Source organism: Klebsiella huaxiensis (genome assembly GCF_003261575.2).
GTDB classification, from domain to species: domain Bacteria; phylum Pseudomonadota; class Gammaproteobacteria; order Enterobacterales; family Enterobacteriaceae; genus Klebsiella; species Klebsiella huaxiensis.
Genome location: NZ_CP036175.1, coordinates 1,903,235 through 1,921,234, shown reverse-complemented (window position 1 = coordinate 1,921,234; position 18,000 = coordinate 1,903,235). Strand labels below are relative to the sequence as shown.

Genomic DNA, 18,000 nt, shown 5'->3' with positions numbered 1-18,000 from the left:
ATCAGGTTTGGCACATTTCCCGGAGGCGGCGCTTGACGCGCCTGTCCGGGCTACTGGCTCGCAGATACTTGTAAACCCGGAGGTAATGTCGTAGCTAAAAAGCAATTAATGTTTTATTAACACCTGCGCTTCACCGTATAATCTCCGCGTTAACATCAGGAGCCTATTATGAAGCCAGCGAAAATTGCGGTTATCACCCTATTCTTATTTATGGCCATTAGCGGCATCGGCGGCGTGATGCTGGCCGGTTATTCATTTATTGTTCGCGGCGGTGTCGGCTGATTAGCCGGTTCAGCCGTTCAAATCCGCGGTCGACGATAATCGCCGCCAGCGCCACCAGCAGCGCCCCCTGAATGACATAAGCAGTATTAAACCCACTCAGGCCAATAACAATCGGCGTGCCGAGAGTATTCGCGCCCACCGTTGAGGCGATGGTCGCCGTACCAATATTGACAATAGTCGACGTACGAATACCGGCCAGCATCACCGGCGCCGCCAGCGGCAGCTCCACTTTTATCAGCCTCTGCCAGCCGCTCATCCCCATCCCCTGGGCGATAGTTAACACCCCGGACGGCACTGCCCCGAGCCCGGCCAGCGTCCCCTGCAAAACCGGCAATATGCCGTATAGCGCCAGCGCAATCAGCGCAGGCTGCCAACCGAATCCCATCACCGGCACCGCAATCGCCAACACCGCCACCGGCGGAAATGTTTGCCCCATTGCAGCAATCGTCTCCACCAACGGGCGAAACTCCTGCCCCGCAGGACGCGTCACCGCAATCCCGGCCCCGACACCTACGACAGTCGCCGCCAGGCTGGAGAGCGCCACCAGCCAAAAGTGCGCCAGGGTGAGAGAAACAAAACTCTCCTGCTGATAAACCGGACGCGGCAGCTCGGGAAACAGCGTGCTGAACAGCGGCGCGCTGTGGGGCAACACCAGCAGCAGCGCGATAAACATTCCCGTTAGCCACAGCAACGGATCACGCAGAACTTTCACGCCGGACCTCCTCGCGCAGCAGGTCGGCAAAATGCAGCGTCCCGCAGGCCTGGCCTTGTTCATCAACCACCGGCAGCACCTCACGGCGATGAGCAACAAACTGAGACAGCGCCTCACGCAGGGTCATTGTCACATTCAACGCATCCCCCGCCAGGCGCTCATCGCGGCGCAGATAATCGCCAACGCCGCGCAGCGCCAACAGGCGCACGCCCAGTTCGCTGCGGCCAAAGAAGGTCTGTACAAACGCATTTTTCGGCTCAAGCAGCATCTGCAAAGGTTCGCCCTGCTGTACCACTTCGCCGCCGTCCATCAGCACCAGATGATCCGCCAGGCGCAGAGCCTCATCGATATCGTGGGTCACCAGCACAATCGTTCGCCCCAGCAGGCGGTGAATGCGAATCATCTCCTGCTGTAGCGCTTCGCGCGTCACCGGGTCGAGCGCGCCAAAAGGTTCATCCATCAGCAAAACTTCCGGATTGGCCGCCAGGGCGCGCGCCACGCCAACCCGCTGCTGCTGCCCCCCGGAAAGCTGGTGTGGATAGCGCTCACGTAGCAGCGGCTCCAGCCCCAGCAGCGCCATCAGCTCATCAACCCTCGCCTGTGTTTTCTGCCGGGACCACTTTTGCAACTGCGGAACGGTGGCAATATTCTGCGCTACCGTCCAGTGGGGGAACAGACCAATGGACTGGATGGCGTAGCCCATTCGGCGGCGCAGTTCGAGAACCGGCTGCTGGCGGATGTCCTGCCCAGCGAAACGAATCGTGCCGCTATCGTGTTCCACCAGCCGATTTATCATCTTCAGGGTGGTCGATTTGCCCGAGCCGGAAGTGCCAATCAGCACCGAAAATGCCCCTTCGCGCAGATGTAGATGAAGGTTTTTTACCGCAGGCTGTCCGGCAAAGGCTTTGTTGACGCCGTCGAACTCAATCACGGGCCTCTCCTTTCAGTAATGCGCCCCACAGCGCGAATAGCGCATCCACCACCACCGCCAGCGCGATGGTCGGGATAACCCCCAGCAGCACCAGGTCCAACGCGCTGCTCAGCAGCCCCTGGAAAACCAACGCACCGAAGCCACCCGCGCCAATTAACGCCGCCACGACCGCCATGCCGACGGTCTGCACGCTGACCACCCGCAGGCTGCGCAATAATACGGGCAGCGCCAGCGGCAATTGTACCAGGCGAAAACGCTGACCGCTGCTCATCCCCATCGCCACGGCGCTTTCCAGCGCTTCGCGGGGCACCTGTTGCAATCCGGTCACCACGCCGCGCACCAGCGGCAAGAGTGCATACAGCACCAGCGCAATCAAAGCAGGCGTCATGCCGGTACCGGAAACGCCAAGCTGCGCCATCCACGGGAACTGGCTGGCTAATCCGGCAAGCGGTGCGATCAGCAGGCCGAACAGCGCCACCGAGGGAACGGTTTGAATCATGTTGAGAACGGCAAAAACCGACGATTGCCAGCGGGGATGCCGCCAGACCCAAATGCCAATGGGCAACCCAATCAGCAGCCCTGGCAGCAGGGTGCCAAACAGCAGCGTGAGATGCTGATACAGCGCATCGTCAAAAACATCCTGGCGGTTGAAGTACTCTTTAAGCAGCGACAGGTCATCAAGCGCGCCTGACCACAGAAGCAGCGCAGGCAACAGCCAGATTTGCGCATTCAGCAGCCAGCGCCAGAGCGTGCGCGGCGTCAGGCGGCGAACGGCGTCGCTGGCGATCAGCAGACAGAGCGCCAGCGCCAGCCAAAGACCGCTGCCGGGCGAGGTGCGGGCCAACGGCGAACCGCTACGCGCCAGTTCAACCGCCGCCTGACCTGCGCCCAATAGCAAAAGCGGCAGCAGCAGATCCGACAGCAGAAAAATAAGCAGTAGTGGAAGACGTCCAGGACGCCAGCATAGCAGCCCAATCAGCAGCATTACCGCAGCCTGTATACCAGCCAGCCACGGCCAAACCTGCCACAGCCAGCGCCCCTCGCCGGATAACAGCCGGTTAGGGGCATAATTGATAAACGGCAGCGCCATCACTAGCAGCAACAACAGCGCCAGCAGCAACGCAACCCGGTTATAACAACGCATCGTCACGCGGGTTCTACTTCAGCAGCCCTTTTTGTTGCAGATAGTCAGCGGCGACCTTCTTCGCATCCAGGCCCTCTACCGCAATGCTGGCGTTCAGTTTTTGCAACGTTTTTTCATCAAGGCTGGCGAATACCGGCTGTAACCATTCGGCTATCTGCGGATATTCCTTTAACACGGCCTCACGCACGACGGGAGCTGGAGCATAAATCGGCTGCACGCCTTTCGGGTCGCTCAGAGTTTGCAGCCCCAGCGCGGCAACCGGGCCATCGGTACCGTAGGCCATCGCCGCATTCACGCCGGAAGTTTGCTGTGCCGCCGCCTTGATGGTGACCGCCGTATCGCCACCCGCCAGCGATAACAGCTGGTTTTGCTTGAGGTTAAAGTCGTAGGCTTTTTCAAACGCCGGGAGCGCGTCCGGACGTTCGATAAATTCCGCCGAGGCGGCCAGCTTAAACTCGCCGCCCTTTTGCAGATAGCTGGCAAGGTCGCTTAATGAGGTGAGGTGATTTTTCTCCGCCAGGTCCTGACGCACGGCGATAGTCCAGGTGTTGTTGGCCGGAGCCGGGGTCAACCAGATGAGTTTGTTCTTTTCCGCATCCAGCTTTTTGACTTTCTCATAGCCCTGTTGCGCGTTTTTCCATGCCGGATCGTTCTCTAGTTTGAAGAAGAATGCGCCGTTGCCGGTATATTCCGGATAGATATCCAGCTCACCGGCAGTGATTGCCCCGCGCACCACCGGCGTGGTACCGAGCTGGATTTTATTCACGGTTTTTACCCCGTGTTTTTCCAGCACCTGCAAAATAATATTGCCGAGCAGCGCCCCTTCGGTGTCGATTTTCGAGCCAACCTTAACCGGCTCCGCCGCCTGCAACGGCAGGCTTATCAGGGCCGTCAGCGCCAGCGCACCTGACCATTTGCTTGCCTTTATCATCCCGCATCCCTCATTAATTTGCGCTCCATTTACAGGAGCTTAAGAGGAAAGCGTAGTTCATTTGAAGCGTCGAGGAAAAAAGAAAAGGCCGATTAATCGGCCTTTAGGATAACGGTCCGCAGATGGCGGTGAACCTGTAGCCCGGTCAGCGCAGCGCCACCGGGAAGAAACAGCTCCGATGCATCAACCCGGCACATTCCCCGGAAGCGGCGCTTAACGCGCCTGTCCGGGCTACAAATCGCAATTACAGCAGCTCAAATTCGCTCTGCTTAACGCGGGCGGAGTCGACGCCGACAAAGACGTTGAATTTGCCCGGCTCGGCGTCGTACTTCATCTGCTGGTTCCAGAACTTCAGCGCGTCGACGTCAATCGGGAAGCTGACGGTTTGCGTCTCGCCCGGCTTGAGTGTCACTTTCTTAAAGCCGCGCAGCATTTTCACCGGACGGCTCATGGACGCGGTGACATCCTGCAGATAAAGCTGAATCACCGTCGCCCCTTCGCGCTTGCCGGTGTTGGTCACCTGCACGCTGGCGGTCACGCTGCCGTCGCGCTGCATGGTCGGCGCCGACATTTTCACGTCGGAAACGCTAAAGGAGGTGTAGCTCAGGCCGTAGCCGAACGGATAGAGCGGACCGTTGGCCTCGTCAAAATAGCGCGAGGTGTACTTGTTCGGCTTATCGGCATTATAAGGACGACCGGTGTTGAGATGGCTGTAGTAGGTGGGGATCTGTCCGACCGAGCGCGGGAAGGACATCGGCAGCTTGCCCGACGGGTTATAGTCGCCGAACAGCACATCGGCGATCGCATTTCCGCCTTCGGTACCGGCAAACCAGGTTTCCAGCATGGCATCAGCCTGCTGGTCTTCTTTCACCAACGCCAGCGGACGACCGTTCATCAGCACCAACACCAGCGGTTTGCCGGTGGCTTTCAGGGCGCTAATCAGGTCACGCTGGCTTTGCGGCAGCGTGATGTCGGTGCGGCTCGAGGCTTCATGGGCCATGCCCTGCGCTTCACCCACCACAGCAACCACCACGTCGGACTGCTTCGCCACTGCTACCGCTTCATCAATCATCTCCTGCGGCGAACGCGAGTCGACCTGCACCGCTTTCTCATACAGATTGAGGAAGTCGACGATGCCTTTATCGTTGGTGACGTTAGCGCCTTTGGCGTAGATAACCTTGCCTTTGTCGCCCAGTGCATTCTGGATGCCGGTCAGCACGGTTACCGACTGGTCGGCAACGCCCGCCGCAGACCAACTGCCCATCATGTCGCGCTTGCTATCGGCCAGAGTACCAATCACCGCGATAGTACCCGATTTTTTCAGCGGAAGCGTGTCGAGACGGTTTTTCAGCAGTACCAGGCTTTCGCGCGCCACTTCGCGCGCTTCTTTGCGATGCAGGCGGCTTTCGGCGTTAGTATCCTCTGGATCAGAATCTTTCGGCCCCAGGTGGCTGTACGGATCGTTAAACAGGCCCATATCATATTTAACGTTCAGCACGTGGCGGGCGGCGTCATCCAGCTCCGCCATAGTTACCTTGCCGGACTTCACCAGCTCAGGCAGATATTTGCTGTAGTACTCATCGCTCATACTCATGTTGATGCCGGACTTCAGCGCCACGCGCACCGCGTCTTCCGGGTCCGACGCCACGCCGTGTTTGATAAGCTCCTTGATGGCCCCGTGGTCGGATACGGTGATGCCTTTAAAGCCCCACTGGTCGCGCAGCACGTCCTTCAGCAGCCAGGCATCGGAGGTCGCCGGAGTGCCGTTGAGCGAGTTAAGCGCCACCATCACCGCCCCGCTTCCCGCATCCAGCCCCGCTTTATACGGCGGCATATAGTCGTTGAACAGGCGCTGGGGGCTCATATCGACGGTGTTGTACTCTTTGCCGCCCTCGACCGCGCCGTAGGCGGCAAAGTGCTTAACGCTGGTCATCACCGAGTACCTGTCCGCCGGGCTTTTTCCCTGCATCGACTCAACCATCGCCCTGCCCATCTCGGTTGTCAGGTAAGTATCTTCCCCGAAGCCTTCCGAGGCGCGGCCCCAGCGCGGGTCGCGGGAGACATCGACCATCGGCGCCCAGGTCATATTCAGGCCGTCGTCAGCCGCTTCATAAGCCGAAATCCGCCCAACGGTGTTGACCGCGTCCAGGTTAAAAGAAGAGGCCAGACCCAGGCTAATCGGGAAAACGGTACGCTGACCGTGCAGCACGTCATAGGCGAAAAACAGCGGGATTTTCAGGCGACTGAGTTCCATCACCTGATCCTGCATAATGCGAATATCGTGGCGGGTCACGGTGTTAAAAATCGCCCCGACCTGACCATCTTTAATCATTTCGCGGATGGCTTCTTTCGGGTTATCCGGGCCAACGCTAATTAAGCGCAGCTGACCGATTTTTTCATCCACCGTCATTTTGGTTAGCAGTTCCGTCACAAACGCATCCCGCGCCTGCGGCGTCAGGGGATGATTGCCGAACAATTCATCCGCCAGCGCGGGTTGCAGCGCCAGACTCACGGCAGCGCCTACAGTACAGAGCCATTTCATTTTTATCCCTCATTGTTCCAGTCGGCCAGTTCGGCGAAAAGATAGCAAAAATCCAAGTCTGACATAAACATAAACGAGACACCTGGAGAAAGCGCGCGTTATTCTCTGATTTTTCGAAACATTGATGCATCAAATTGTCATACAAAGGGCTATTCTTAAAGCTGATTATTTTGTACCACCACAAGGAGTGGAACATGTCATCTGCAATAACAAATAACAACGCTTTTCTGGCTGAACTGACTCGCCTGGTCGGCACTTCCCATCTGCTGACCGACCCGGCAAAAACGCAGCGCTATCGCAAAGGCTTCCGCTCCGGCCAGGGCGAGGCACTGGCGGTAGTCTTTCCCGGTACGCTGCTGGAACTGTGGCGCGTGCTGAGCGCTTGCGTCACCGCCGACAAAATCATTTTGATGCAGGCGGCAAATACCGGCCTGACCGAAGGCTCAACGCCGAACGGCAATGATTATGACCGCGAAATCGTTATTATCAGCACCCTGCGTCTGGACAAACTGCATCTGCTGGATAAAGGCGAGCAGGTGCTGGCTTACCCCGGCACGACCCTTTATTCGCTGGAAAAAGCGCTGAAGCCGCTGGGTCGCGAGCCGCATTCCGTGATTGGCTCATCATGTATTGGCGCATCGGTAGTCGGCGGGATCTGTAACAACTCCGGCGGCTCGCTGGTACAGCGCGGCCCGGCCTATACCGAGATGTCGCTGTACGCCCAGATCGATGAAAACGGCAAGCTCAGCCTGGTCAACCATCTGGGTATTGACCTTGGCACCACGCCGGAACAGATCCTCAGCCGCCTAGATGATGAACGGGTTAAAGATGAGGATGTGCGCCATGATGGCCGCCACGCCCACGATCATGACTACGTCACTCGCGTGCGCGACGTCAATGCCGATACCCCGGCGCGCTACAACGCCGACCCGGATCGCCTGTTTGAATCATCAGGCTGCGCCGGAAAGCTGGCGGTATTCGCCGTACGCCTGGACACCTTCCCGGCAGAGAAACGCCAGCAGGTATTTTATATCGGCACCAACCAGCCGGACGTGCTGACCGAAATTCGCCGCCATATTCTGGCTGAATTCAACAACCTGCCGGTCGCGGGTGAGTATATGCACCGCGATATTTACGATATCGCCGAGCAGTATGGCAAAGATACCTTCCTGATGATCGACAAGCTCGGCACCGATAAAATGCCGTTCTTCTTCACCATGAAGGGCCGCACCGATGCGATGCTGGAGAAAGTTTCGCTGTTTAAACCGCACTTCACCGATCGCTTTATGCAAAAGTTGGGGCACGTCTTCCCGGCTCATCTGCCGGAGCGGATGAAAACCTGGCGCGATAAATACGAACACCATCTTCTGCTGAAAATGGCGGGCGATGGCATCGAAGAGGCTCAGACCTGGCTTGGCGAATATTTCAAAAACGCCGAGGGCGATTTCTTCGTCTGTACTGCCGAAGAGGGCAGCAAGGCTTTCCTGCACCGCTTCGCCGCAGCGGGCGCGGCGATCCGCTATCAGGCGGTTCACTCAGATGAAGTGGAAGATATTCTGGCACTGGATATCGCCCTGCGGCGTAATGATACCGAATGGTTTGAGCATCTTCCCGCCGAGATAGACAGTCAGCTGGTACATAAGCTCTACTACGGTCACTTTATGTGCCACGTTTTCCATCAGGATTACATCGTGAAAAAAGGCGTCGATGCCCACGAACTGAAAGAGAAAATGCTGGTTCTGCTGAAGGAACGTGGCGCCCAGTATCCGGCCGAGCATAACGTGGGTCATCTTTATGAAGCGCCGGAAAGTTTAAAACGCTTCTATCGTGAAAACGATCCGACCAACAGCATGAACCCTGGTATCGGCAAGACCAGTAAGCAAAAATACTGGGGCGAAACGCAGGACAACTCTGCGAACGCGACCGACCCGCAATAATCCGCAAGAGGGACTGTTCAGCCGCTGGGCTTCTGTATTACGCTGCACGCCGGAGAAATCTCCTCTCCGGCAACCCCGCGTAAGGAACCCCAACATGTCCGCAGTGGATAAGTTACACGACGCCGACTTAGAGATCCGCGAAGCGCTGCCCGATGACGCCCACGCCATCGCCGCGCTGTACGTCTGGCACGTACTGAACGGACGCGCATCCTTTGAAGAGATCCCCCCAACCGTCGATGAGATGCGCAAACGCATCAAAAACGTGCGCGATAGCGGGCTGCCGTGGCTGGTTGCCCTGTGGCGCGGGACCATCGTCGGCTACTGCTACGCCACCTTTTATCGCCCCCGCCCGGCCTATCGTTACACCCTTGAAGAGTCAATTTACGTCGAAGCCGGCATGGGCGGACGCGGCATCGGCAGCGCCCTGCTCTCTCGCTTAATTGAAAAGTGCGAACAGGGACCGTGGCGACAAATGTTGGCCATTATCGGCGACGGCCACAGTAACGCCGCATCGATTGCGATTCATAAAAAGTTTGGTTTTAACGTGGCGGGCCAGCTGCGCAGCGTCGGCTATAAGATGGGCGACTGGCGGGATACTTTGATTATGCAGCGCCCGCTCGGCGATGGCGACTGGACGCTGCCGGAGTAATATTGGGCCCGTACGGCCTATACTTTCACATCGCGACAACGTCAAAATCCCCCGGTGGCGCTAACGCTGACCGGGCTACGAGTCCGTGCAATTTGCCGGTTTTGTAGCCCGGACAGGCGCAACGCGCCGCCTCCGGGGAAGTCAGATTAATCGTTCTGCGCGGTCTGCGCGCCGCCTTTTAGCATCGCATCGGCCATCTGCGCTTCGCGCTGCTTCTTATAGCTGAGCGCAGAAGCCGGAACCGGCATCACCTTCCCGGTTTCAATCCACGTTCTCAGGCGGCTGGCATCGGCAAAGTGGGTATATTTGCCAAATGCATCCATCACCACCAGCGCAACCGGGCGCTGATTAATCACCGTACGCATAATCAGACAGTGGCCCGCGGCGTTAGTAAAGCCGGTTTTGGTCAGCTGAATATTCCAGTTATCGCGGTACACCAGATGGTTGGTATTGCGGAACGGCAGCGTGTACGCCGGATGGGCGAAAGTCGCCATATCTTCTTTGGTGGTGCTCAGTTGACCAATCAGCGGATACTGTTCGCTGGCGATCAGTAGTTTGGTGAGATCGCGCGCGGTAGAAACGTTATGAATCGACAAGCCGGTAGGTTCAACGTAACGGGTACGCGTCATCCCCAGCGCCTGTGCTTTGGCGTTCATCGCGCGAATAAACGCATCGTATCCACCCGGATAGTGGTGCGCCAGGCTCGCGGCGGCGCGGTTTTCCGAGGACATCAGCGCCAGCAGCAGCATATTGCGGCGGCTGATTTCGCTGTTCAGGCGCACGCGTGAGTAAATCCCTTTCATTTCAGGCGTCTGGCTGATATCGACGGTCAGCATCTCATCAAGCGGCAGATGGGCATCAAGCACCACCATCGCGGTCATTACCTTGGTGATTGACGCCATCGGGCGAACCAGATCCGGCTGGCTGGCATAAATGATTTTTTTACTGGCAAGATCGACGATCATTGCGCTACCGGAAGCGATATCCGGCTGTGAAGCGGTAACCGCCGCATGGGTTTTAGCTATCGCCTGGGGCGCAAAAGGCACAGCCAGCAGCAAAGTCAGGCTGAGCAAAGAAACTCGAAATTTGGTCATCGTGAGCATTCTGAAAAGTATTTTTGCACGTTATGAACGTACGCCGCGGCGTTGGGGTGGTAACGCCGCTGGCAAAAATCATCATACCCCGGCAGAACGCTGGCTGGCTAATAAGAATCGTGAACAAATGCTGCATTGCCGACATAAAAATCTATTTATGTCGGCAATAAGTTAATCAGAAGAGTCGATATCCGTAACCCCAGAGAATCACGGTGATGGCGAGCAGCACTTCCAGCACCAGCACCCCAATCGCCAGAGTGGAACTGGCGAAGCTCAGCCCCTCTTCTTTATTGATACTCAAGAAGGTTGGAATGCCGAGATACAGCAGATAACCGGTATACAGCAGTGCGATGGTTCCGACCAGCGCGCACAGCCATACCAGCGGATAGAGCGCCACAATCCCGCTCAGGAAGATCGGCGTGGCGACATAACCGGCAAACACCATACAGCGTTTCAGAGAAGGCCGCTGCGGATAGTTTCTTGCCATCCACCAGATAACCCGCCCCATCACCGCCACCCCGGCGAGCATAACGGCGTAAAACAGCACAGCCAGCGCCAGCCCGGTCATCAGCGACAGTTTTACCACGGTGCCATCGCCGAAGTTCCAGCCCAGCTGCGTCGTGCCGATAAAGGCGCAGATAACCGGAACCGCCGCCATGACCAGCACATGGTGCGTATAGTGATGCGAAATGGTCTCGTTTTCGCTTTTGATAACGCTCATCTCTTGATTCGGATGAGAGAAAAGTCCCCAGACATGGTTCATAGCGTCCCCCTTGTCACGGCGTGGTACAGCACTGATCCAAGTATAATTCACCTTGCAGATTATTTTGTGTACAGCAATTAAAATGCGCTTCCCCGCATTTTTATCATCAGGGTGTATGATTAAGGGACTGACGTGTTAAGGAGTTTATCTTTATATGGATATCAATAACCTGATTTCCCAGTACGGCTACGCGGCGCTGGTCATTGGCAGCATGGCGGAAGGCGAAACCATCACCCTGCTCGGCGGCGTGGCGGCACATCAGGGATTATTGAAGTTCTGGCTGGTGGTTGTCTCGGTCGCCCTCGGCGGGATGATCGGCGACCAGCTGCTTTACTTACTTGGTAGACGCTTTGGCGGGCGCATTCTGCGGCGATTCTCGAGCCAGAAAAAGCGGATTCAGAAAGCCCAGCGCATGATTCAGCGACGCCCTTATCTGTTTGTGATTGGCACCCGTTTTATGTACGGCTTTCGGGTCATCGGGCCGCTACTGATTGGCGCCAGCCGCCTGCCGCCAAAGATCTTTCTACCACTGAATATTCTCGGCGCGATTATCTGGGCACTGATCTTTACCACCCTGGGGTATCTCGGCGGCGAAGCGATTGGCCCATGGCTGCATCATCTGGATGCGCATCTGAAACACTGGATCTGGCTGGTTCTGGTGGTCGTTCTGGTGGTTGCGGCGCACTGGTGGCTGAAGCGCCGCGAGGCGAAAAGGAAAGAGTGACGAGAGTTCCCGGAGGCGGTGCTGGCGCACCTGTCCGGGCTACAAAACCCACAGACCGCCCGGACCTGTAGCCCGGGCAGGCGCTTTGCGCCGCCCCCGAGAAGAATAATCAGAAGCCGCGTTGGGTGTGTCTTCCCGGAGGCGGCGCTGACGCACCTGTCCGGGTAACAAAACCCACAGACCGCACGGACCTGTAGCCCGGGCAGGCGCTTTGCGCCGCCCCCCGGGAAGAATAATCAGAAGCCGCGTTGGGTGTGTCTTCCCGGAGGCGGTGCTGGCGCACCTGTCCGGGTAACAAAACCCACAAACCGCACGGACCTGTAGCCCGGGCAGGCGCTTTGCGCCGCCCCCGGGAAGAATAATCAGAAGCCGCGTTGGGTGTGTCTTCCCGGAGCCGGTGCTGGCGCACCTGTCCGGGTAACAAAACCCACAGACCGCACACAGCGTTAGCGCCGCGTTACTTCGCCGCCTGATGATATCCGCCACCCAGCGCGGAGGTCAGCTGGATGCTGGCATCAAGCCACTGGCCGTGCAGGCGCAGCGCGGTAATCCGCTCCTGTAGCGCGGGCAGCTTCGCCAGGCTGACGCGTGAACCGGAGAGTATCCCGGCATTCATCCGCGCTTGCGCCAGAGCGACTATCCGCTGAGTATCTTTCTCTACCTGCTGTTGCTGCTGATTTTTTGCCATCAACGTCTCAACCTCGCTGGCCGTTTTCGCTACCTGATTAACCGCATCAACCACCGCTTTATTGTACTTCGCCACCGACAGGCTGTTCTGCGCGCTGGCGATATCCAGGTTCGCATTCAGGCGGCCACTATCAAAGATAGGCAGCGTCAGTCCGGCGGTGACACCCATCTGCTGCGCGGAGTGGCGGAACAGATCGCTGAGGTGCAGCGCATCCTGTTGCAGGAAAGCCATCAGGTTGATATCCGGGTAAAACGCCGCTTTGGCGGCATCGATTTCGCTCAGAGAAGCTTCGATATACCAGTGCGCAACCTGTAAATCCGGACGCCGCGCCAGCAGCTCGTAGCCTAGCTCCGTTGGCATCTGCGCGCTGACGGCTGGCAGTTCGGTCGGATGCAGATTCAGCGCCTGACTCTGGTTGTTGGTCAGCGCCATCAGCCGGGCCTCAATCTCTTTCATATTGCCCGCAACATCCGCGAGCTGCTGATCGGTTTTGCTGACGTTAATATCGCTCTCTGCCCCTTCGGCCGAGTTAGTGATCCCACGTTGATACAGCGCCGTATCCACGGTCACGATATTATTCTGCTCACTCTTCACCTGGGTCAGCACGTTTTTAATGGCGGCTTCGGTTTGCCATTGCCAGTAAAGGCGGGCGACGCTGCTGGCCAGCAGTTCGCGAGTCTGCGCCTCTTCAGCAACCTGAGCTTTAACCTCACCAATGCGTGCTTTTAGCAAAGCGCGATTTTTACCCCATAGATCCAGATCCCAACCCGCCGTCAGGCCAAAGGTTCCGTTGGTATACCACGGCCCGGTGTTGCCATCAGTATCGGTAGCAAACGGCCCCATCAGGCCTTCAGAGGACATTTTTTGCCGTTCAACGTCGGCGGAAAAATCCAGGCTAGGCCCCAGGTTAGACTGCGACATCCGCGCCTGCGCTTCCGCCAGCCTGATACGCTGTTCGGCAATCTGCATATCCGGCGCGTTAGCTAACGCGCGCTGAACCAAGCTATTGAGCTGCGGGTCGTGGTAATCCTGCCACCAGTTGCTCTGCGGCCAGCCGTTTTTTACGGCCGCGGGCAGTTCCATTGAGACGTGGGATGCCGGGGTCTGCTGCTGCACCGGGTTGCCAATATCGTGCGATGGCGCGCAGCCAGCCAGCGCGATAGCCAATGGCAGGCTGGCCAGGACGCGTTTGCTCAAGTTCAGGTTCATGAAATCAGTCAGGTAACTAAGTAAGGGCGGGTATAATAAATTAATTGAATATGTACCGTTTAGTAAAGCGTGTGACAAAACTATTAGCAGGCTAAAAATAAACTAAGACCCAAAATAATTCGCATTGTATGAAACGTATATTCACGGAGTGAAAATGAGTCAAAACATCTATGACGATCCCGCTTTTTTTGCCGGATACGCCACCCTCGATCGCTCGGTAAAAGGGCTGGAAGGCGCGCCGGAGTGGCCAACTATTCAGCAAATGCTTCCGCCATTATCAGGATTACGCGTCGTTGACCTCGGCTGCGGCTACGGCTGGTTCTGCCGCTGGGCGAGCGCCCAGGGAGCCGTACAAATAGACGGGCTGGATATCTCCCACCGGATGCTGGAGCGCGCCCGCGAAATGTCGCATGGCGAAGATATCCGCTATCGCTGCGAGGATTTGCAGACTCTTACCCTGCCTGCCAATAGCTGTGAACTGGTCTATAGCTCACTGGCGCTGCACTATCTACCCGACGTCGCGCCGCTGCTCGCCACCGTTTACCAGGCACTGACGCCCGGCGGTACTCTGCTGTTTTCCGCCGAACATCCTGTTTACACCGCCCCGCCACATCAGGGCTGGCGGGAAGATGAAAACGGGCAGAAGAGCTGGCCGGTGAGCCACTATCAGCAGGAAGGCGAGCGTATCAGCAACTGGTTTGCCGATGGCGTCAAAAAGCAGCACCGCAAACTTTCCAGCTGGATAAACCTGCTGGTCGCCGCCGGTTTTGTCATTGAGCATCTGGATGAGTGGGGGCCGACGGCGGAGCAAATTGCCGCCCAGCCCGCGCTGGATGAAGAAAAAGAGCGGCCGATGATTTTCCTGCTGCGCGCGCGTAAACCGGCGTAATCAGCAAAAAGGCCCGGAGGTCATCCGGGCCATGAAGATAATGTAAGCTATCGTGCACGCATTTTTGTCAGGTGGCGGCTAACGCCTTACCTGACCTGCGCCCCCCAGGCTATTACTCTTTTAAGCTGCCGCCGTTAGTGGCAATCACTTCTTTATACCAGTTGAAGCTTTTCTTGCGGCTGCGCGCCAGGGTGCCGTTGCCCTGGTCATCACGATCGACGTAGATAAAACCGTAGCGCTTGGACATCTCCGCCTTCGACGCGCTCACCAGGTCGATTGGCCCCCAACTGGTGTAGCCCATTAGCTCAACACCATCTTCAATCGCCTCGCGCGCCTGCACCAGGTGATCGTTGAGGTAGCTGATGCGGTAGTCATCGTTAATGCTGCCATCGGCTTCGACTTTATCCTTCGCGCCCAGGCCATTTTCAACGATAAACAGCGGTTTCTGATAGCGATCCCACAGCACGTTCAGCAACGTACGCAGGCCCAGTGGGTCAATCTGCCAGCCCCACTCCGAGCTCGCCAGGTGCGGGTTCGGCACCATGCTGAGAATATTGCCGCGCGCTTTTTTGTTCAGCTCTTCATCGGCGGTGACGCAGCCGGTCATATAGTAGCTAAAGGAGATGAAGTCGACGGTCTCTTTCAGGGCTTCGCGATCGGCAGCGGTGATCTCAATGTTAATGCCGTTATCGCGGAAATAGCGCAGCATATAGCCCGGATAAGCGCCGCGGCACTGTACATCACCAAAGAACTGCCAGCTACGGTTCTGCTGCAGGGTTTCAAAAATATCTTCCGGTTTGCAGCTGAGCGGATACATCAGGCCGCCGAGCAGCATATTACCTATTTTGCCCTCCGCGACGATCTCATGGCAGGCCTTCGTCGCCAGCGCGCTCGCCACCAGCTGATGGTGAATGGCCTGATAAACTTCGGCTTTGCTGCTGTCGGACGGCAGTCCGACGCCGGTCATTGGTGCGTGCAGGGACATATTGATCTCATTAAAGGTCAACCACAGTTTGACCTTCGCCTGATAGCGCTCAAACACCGTACGGGCATAACGCTCGAAGAAACCAATGACCTTGCGGTTGCCCCAGCCGCCGTAGTTTTTCACCAGCGCCCACGGCATCTCGTAGTGCGACAGGGTCACCAGCGGAGTGATATTGTGCTTCGCCATTTCATCAAACAGCTTATCGTAATAGGCCAGTCCCGCTTCGTTTGGCTGAGCATCATCGCCGTTAGGGAAAATACGCGTCCACGCAATCGATACGCGCAGGCAGTTAAAACCCATTTCAGCAAACAGGCTGATATCTTCCGGATAACGATGGTAAAAATCGATGGCGACATCTTTAATACTGCTATCGCCCGGTACGCGTTCCACAACCTCACTAAAAATACCGCCGTTTGGCTGGATATCAGAAGTCGACAGTCCTTTGCCATCCTCCAGATAAGCGCCTTCGACCTGATTTGCCGCGGTCGCACCGCCCCATAAAAACGCCTGTGGGAATGTTTTCATTCATCTCTCTCCTGTGATTAACGGGTTACGGACAACAGCGGCTGACCGGCATCCACCGCGCTGGCGGAGACAATATCGAGAGCACGATAATCGTCGCTGTTGCTGATAATAATGGGCGTTGCCAGGTCATAACCGGCATCCAGAATCGCCTGGCGGTCAAACTCCAACAGCAGATCGCCCGCTTTCACTTTGTCGCCCTCTTTAACATGAGCAGTAAACGGCGCGCCATCGAGCTTCACGGTATCGATGCCGACATGGATAAGCAGTTCGATACCGCTATCGCTTAGCAGGCCGATGGCATGTTTGGTTTGAAAAATTGAGGCGACTTCGCCTGAGAACGGGGCAATAACGCGGCCCACGGAGGGAATAATCGCTACGCCCTGGCCGAGCAACCCGCTGGCGAAGGTGCTATCAGGAACCTGATCCAGCGCCAGTACGCTACCGGTCATCGGTGCAAGAATGTCGTTTTCCGAGGCTGGCGCGACAACAACAGCAGCCTGTTCAGAGGTCGTGCGCGGCAATCCGGCGATAAAAGTCAGCACGCAGGCGATAACCAGCGCCACCACCATACCAACCACACCGCCCCAGACGCTGGCATCGACGCCGCCTGGCGGGATCATCAGCGCCGGTAAAAAGATATTCGGGAAGCCGAAAGAGTAGATGCTGGTATTAAAGAATGCGGTAATCGCGCCGCCAATCGCCCCGGCCACGCAGCCAAAAATAAACGGACGGCGCAGCGGCAGCGTCAGACCATAAATTGCTGGTTCGGTGATACCAAAAATCCCGGCGGAAAAAGCAGAGCCGGCCAACACTTTCTGGCGGGTATCACGAGTACGCAAGAAGATACCCAATACTGCGCCGACCTGGCCCATCACCGCAGGCAGCACCATCGGCCCCATGGTATCGTGACCCAGCACGGCCAGATTGTTGATCATCAACGGAACCAGGCCCCAGTGTAGGCCGAAAATCACGCACACCTGCCACAGCGCACCCAGCGCGGCACCCGCCAACCATGGCGCTACGGCGTAGATTATCTGGTAGCCCTGCGCCAGCAGTTGGCTTAGCCAGGTGGCTACTGGGCCGATAACCAGGAAGGTCAGGGGAACAACCACGCCCAGACAAATCGCCGGGGTAAAGAAGTTTTTCATTGCCGACGGCAGCAGCGCGTTGCTTCTGCGCTCCAGCCAGCAGCTGACCCAGGAGGCGAGAATAATCGGGATGACCGATGAGCTGTAGTTAATAAACGTCACCGGAATACCAATGAAATGCTCTACCGGCGCGCCCGGCGCCTGGGCGGCTTCGAAGGCCTGAATCATCAGCGGATGCGTTAGCGCGCCGCCAATCGCCATGGTGATAAACGGATTACCACCGAATTTCACCCCGGCGGTATAGCCGAGGAAAAGCGGGAAGAAGAAGAACAGCGCATCGCTGGCGGCAAACCAGATTTTATAGGTCGCATCGCCAGTATTGAGCCAGCCGCAAACCACCGCCAGCGCCAGAAAACCTTTCAGTAAACCAGTGGCCGCCAGCACACCAATAAACGGGGTAAAAATACCGGAAACAATATCGATAAGCTGACCAAGCAGCGACGTTTTCTCGCCCTTTTCCGCGACCGGCTGGCTCTCATCCGTCAGACCCGCTTCGCTACGCACCGCTTGCCAGACATCATGCACATGGTTACCAATGACCACCTGAAACTGGCCGCCGCTTTCTACGACCATAATGACGCCAGGATTCGCCTTCAGCCCTTCAGCATCCGCCTTTTTGCTATCTTTGAGCTTAAAACGCAGTCGAGTCGCGCAGTGAACCAGACTCACAATATTCTCTTTGCCGCCTACCCGGCTGAGAATATCCTGCGCGAGTGCTTTATATTCCATGCTGTTTTCCTTACATCCGCTGCCCGCAGGCATCGTTAACTGAGTATTAAAAATAAAAAAACCCGAGAACAACGCCGGGTTGGCGTTGCGCTCAGGTTTTGCCTGCATGATGCAGTAA

Annotated in this window: 14 protein-coding genes and 1 pseudogene; 5 read left to right on the top strand and 10 right to left on the bottom strand. The window is 57.0% G+C overall.

What is annotated here, in order from left to right; genetic code table 11:
* Positions 1 to 168: 168 nt before the first annotated feature.
* On the top strand, positions 169 to 282 hold the full coding sequence (locus tag DA718_RS09230) for a protein YohO (RefSeq protein WP_004103838.1): 114 nt from the start codon (positions 169 to 171) through the stop codon (positions 280 to 282).
* On the opposite strand, the gene DA718_RS09225 is transcribed toward DA718_RS09230, so the two are convergent.
* The 5 genes from DA718_RS09225 to bglX all read right to left on the bottom strand — a co-directional run bounded on the left by DA718_RS09225 (position 257) and on the right by bglX (position 6,542).
* A complete protein-coding gene (locus DA718_RS09225) occupies positions 257 to 994 on the bottom strand; it encodes an ABC transporter permease (protein ID WP_112213120.1) in 738 nt (245 codons plus the stop codon). The two genes, DA718_RS09230 and DA718_RS09225, sit on opposite strands and share 26 nt — an antisense overlap.
* Complete coding sequence (locus tag DA718_RS09220; protein ID WP_112213119.1) at positions 978 to 1,925, bottom strand: ABC transporter ATP-binding protein; 948 nt, start codon at positions 1,923 to 1,925, stop codon at positions 978 to 980. Before DA718_RS09220 ends, DA718_RS09225 begins: the two co-directional genes overlap by 17 nt.
* Positions 1,918 to 3,075, bottom strand: coding sequence for an ABC transporter permease (locus DA718_RS09215; protein ID WP_112213118.1), 1,158 nt, complete (start codon positions 3,073 to 3,075; stop codon positions 1,918 to 1,920). Before DA718_RS09215 ends, DA718_RS09220 begins: the two co-directional genes overlap by 8 nt.
* Positions 3,076 to 3,082: 7 nt before the next feature.
* Positions 3,083 to 4,000, bottom strand: a complete 918-nt coding sequence (gene osmF, locus DA718_RS09210) for a glycine betaine ABC transporter substrate-binding protein OsmF (RefSeq protein WP_112213117.1) — start codon at positions 3,998 to 4,000, stop codon at positions 3,083 to 3,085.
* A gap of 244 nt (positions 4,001 to 4,244) precedes the next feature.
* Entirely contained in the window at positions 4,245 to 6,542 is a 2,298-nt protein-coding gene (gene bglX / locus DA718_RS09205; RefSeq protein ID WP_112213116.1) for a beta-glucosidase BglX, read from the bottom strand.
* 194 nt (positions 6,543 to 6,736) lie between these two features.
* On the opposite strand from bglX, the gene dld reads away from it, so the two are divergent.
* Both dld and DA718_RS09195 read left to right on the top strand, forming a co-directional pair.
* Positions 6,737 to 8,479 (top strand): D-lactate dehydrogenase, encoded by a 1,743-nt coding sequence (gene dld / locus DA718_RS09200; RefSeq protein ID WP_112213115.1) that lies wholly within the window; start codon positions 6,737 to 6,739, stop codon positions 8,477 to 8,479.
* Positions 8,480 to 8,573: 94 nt separating this feature from the next.
* Positions 8,574 to 9,128, top strand: coding sequence for a GNAT family N-acetyltransferase (locus DA718_RS09195; protein ID WP_112213114.1), 555 nt, complete (start codon positions 8,574 to 8,576; stop codon positions 9,126 to 9,128).
* 146 nt (positions 9,129 to 9,274) lie between these two features.
* On the opposite strand, the gene pbpG is transcribed toward DA718_RS09195, so the two are convergent.
* Both pbpG and DA718_RS09185 read right to left on the bottom strand, forming a co-directional pair.
* Entirely contained in the window at positions 9,275 to 10,222 is a 948-nt protein-coding gene (pbpG, locus tag DA718_RS09190; protein ID WP_112213113.1) for a D-alanyl-D-alanine endopeptidase, read from the bottom strand.
* A 175-nt stretch (positions 10,223 to 10,397) separates the two neighbouring features.
* Positions 10,398 to 10,985, bottom strand: coding sequence for a Yip1 family protein (locus DA718_RS09185; protein ID WP_112213112.1), 588 nt, complete (start codon positions 10,983 to 10,985; stop codon positions 10,398 to 10,400).
* A 154-nt stretch (positions 10,986 to 11,139) separates the two neighbouring features.
* On the opposite strand from DA718_RS09185, the gene DA718_RS09180 reads away from it, so the two are divergent.
* Positions 11,140 to 11,709, top strand: a complete 570-nt coding sequence (locus tag DA718_RS09180; RefSeq protein ID WP_112213111.1) for a DedA family protein — start codon at positions 11,140 to 11,142, stop codon at positions 11,707 to 11,709.
* Positions 11,710 to 12,166: 457 nt separating this feature from the next.
* Here DA718_RS09180 and mdtQ read toward each other — a convergent pair whose 3' ends face one another.
* A complete protein-coding gene (gene mdtQ / locus DA718_RS09175) occupies positions 12,167 to 13,606 on the bottom strand; it encodes a multidrug resistance outer membrane protein MdtQ (protein ID WP_112213110.1) in 1,440 nt (479 codons plus the stop codon).
* 154 nt (positions 13,607 to 13,760) lie between these two features.
* Between mdtQ and DA718_RS09170 the strand changes: the two genes are divergently transcribed.
* Positions 13,761 to 14,495 carry a class I SAM-dependent methyltransferase gene (locus DA718_RS09170; protein WP_112213109.1) on the top strand — a complete coding sequence of 245 codons (735 nt, stop codon included), beginning with the start codon at positions 13,761 to 13,763 and terminating at the stop codon, positions 14,493 to 14,495.
* Between the two features lie 112 nt (positions 14,496 to 14,607).
* Here DA718_RS09170 and DA718_RS09165 read toward each other — a convergent pair whose 3' ends face one another.
* Together DA718_RS09165 and bglF are read right to left on the bottom strand one after the other, a co-directional pair.
* Complete coding sequence (locus DA718_RS09165) at positions 14,608 to 16,005, bottom strand: glycoside hydrolase family 1 protein (protein ID WP_112213108.1); 1,398 nt, start codon at positions 16,003 to 16,005, stop codon at positions 14,608 to 14,610.
* 17 nt (positions 16,006 to 16,022) lie between these two features.
* A pseudogene (gene bglF / locus DA718_RS09160) lies at positions 16,023 to 17,993 on the bottom strand (PTS beta-glucoside transporter subunit IIABC).
* Positions 17,994 to 18,000: the final 7 nt, after the last annotated feature.

Coding starts and splice junctions, on each gene's coding strand:
- DA718_RS09230 (WP_004103838.1), top strand. CDS start 169: ATGAAGCCAGCGAAAATTGCGGTTATCACCCTATTCTTATTTATGGCC.
- osmF (WP_112213117.1), bottom strand. CDS start 4,000: ATGATAAAGGCAAGCAAATGGTCAGGTGCGCTGGCGCTGACGGCCCTG.
- bglX (WP_112213116.1), bottom strand. CDS start 6,542: ATGAAATGGCTCTGTACTGTAGGCGCTGCCGTGAGTCTGGCGCTGCAA.
- dld (WP_112213115.1), top strand. CDS start 6,737: ATGTCATCTGCAATAACAAATAACAACGCTTTTCTGGCTGAACTGACT.
- DA718_RS09195 (WP_112213114.1), top strand. CDS start 8,574: ATGTCCGCAGTGGATAAGTTACACGACGCCGACTTAGAGATCCGCGAA.
- pbpG (WP_112213113.1), bottom strand. CDS start 10,222: ATGACCAAATTTCGAGTTTCTTTGCTCAGCCTGACTTTGCTGCTGGCT.
- DA718_RS09185 (WP_112213112.1), bottom strand. CDS start 10,985: ATGAACCATGTCTGGGGACTTTTCTCTCATCCGAATCAAGAGATGAGC.
- DA718_RS09180 (WP_112213111.1), top strand. CDS start 11,140: ATGGATATCAATAACCTGATTTCCCAGTACGGCTACGCGGCGCTGGTC.
- mdtQ (WP_112213110.1), bottom strand. CDS start 13,606: ATGAACCTGAACTTGAGCAAACGCGTCCTGGCCAGCCTGCCATTGGCT.
- DA718_RS09170 (WP_112213109.1), top strand. CDS start 13,761: ATGAGTCAAAACATCTATGACGATCCCGCTTTTTTTGCCGGATACGCC.
- DA718_RS09165 (WP_112213108.1), bottom strand. CDS start 16,005: ATGAAAACATTCCCACAGGCGTTTTTATGGGGCGGTGCGACCGCGGCA.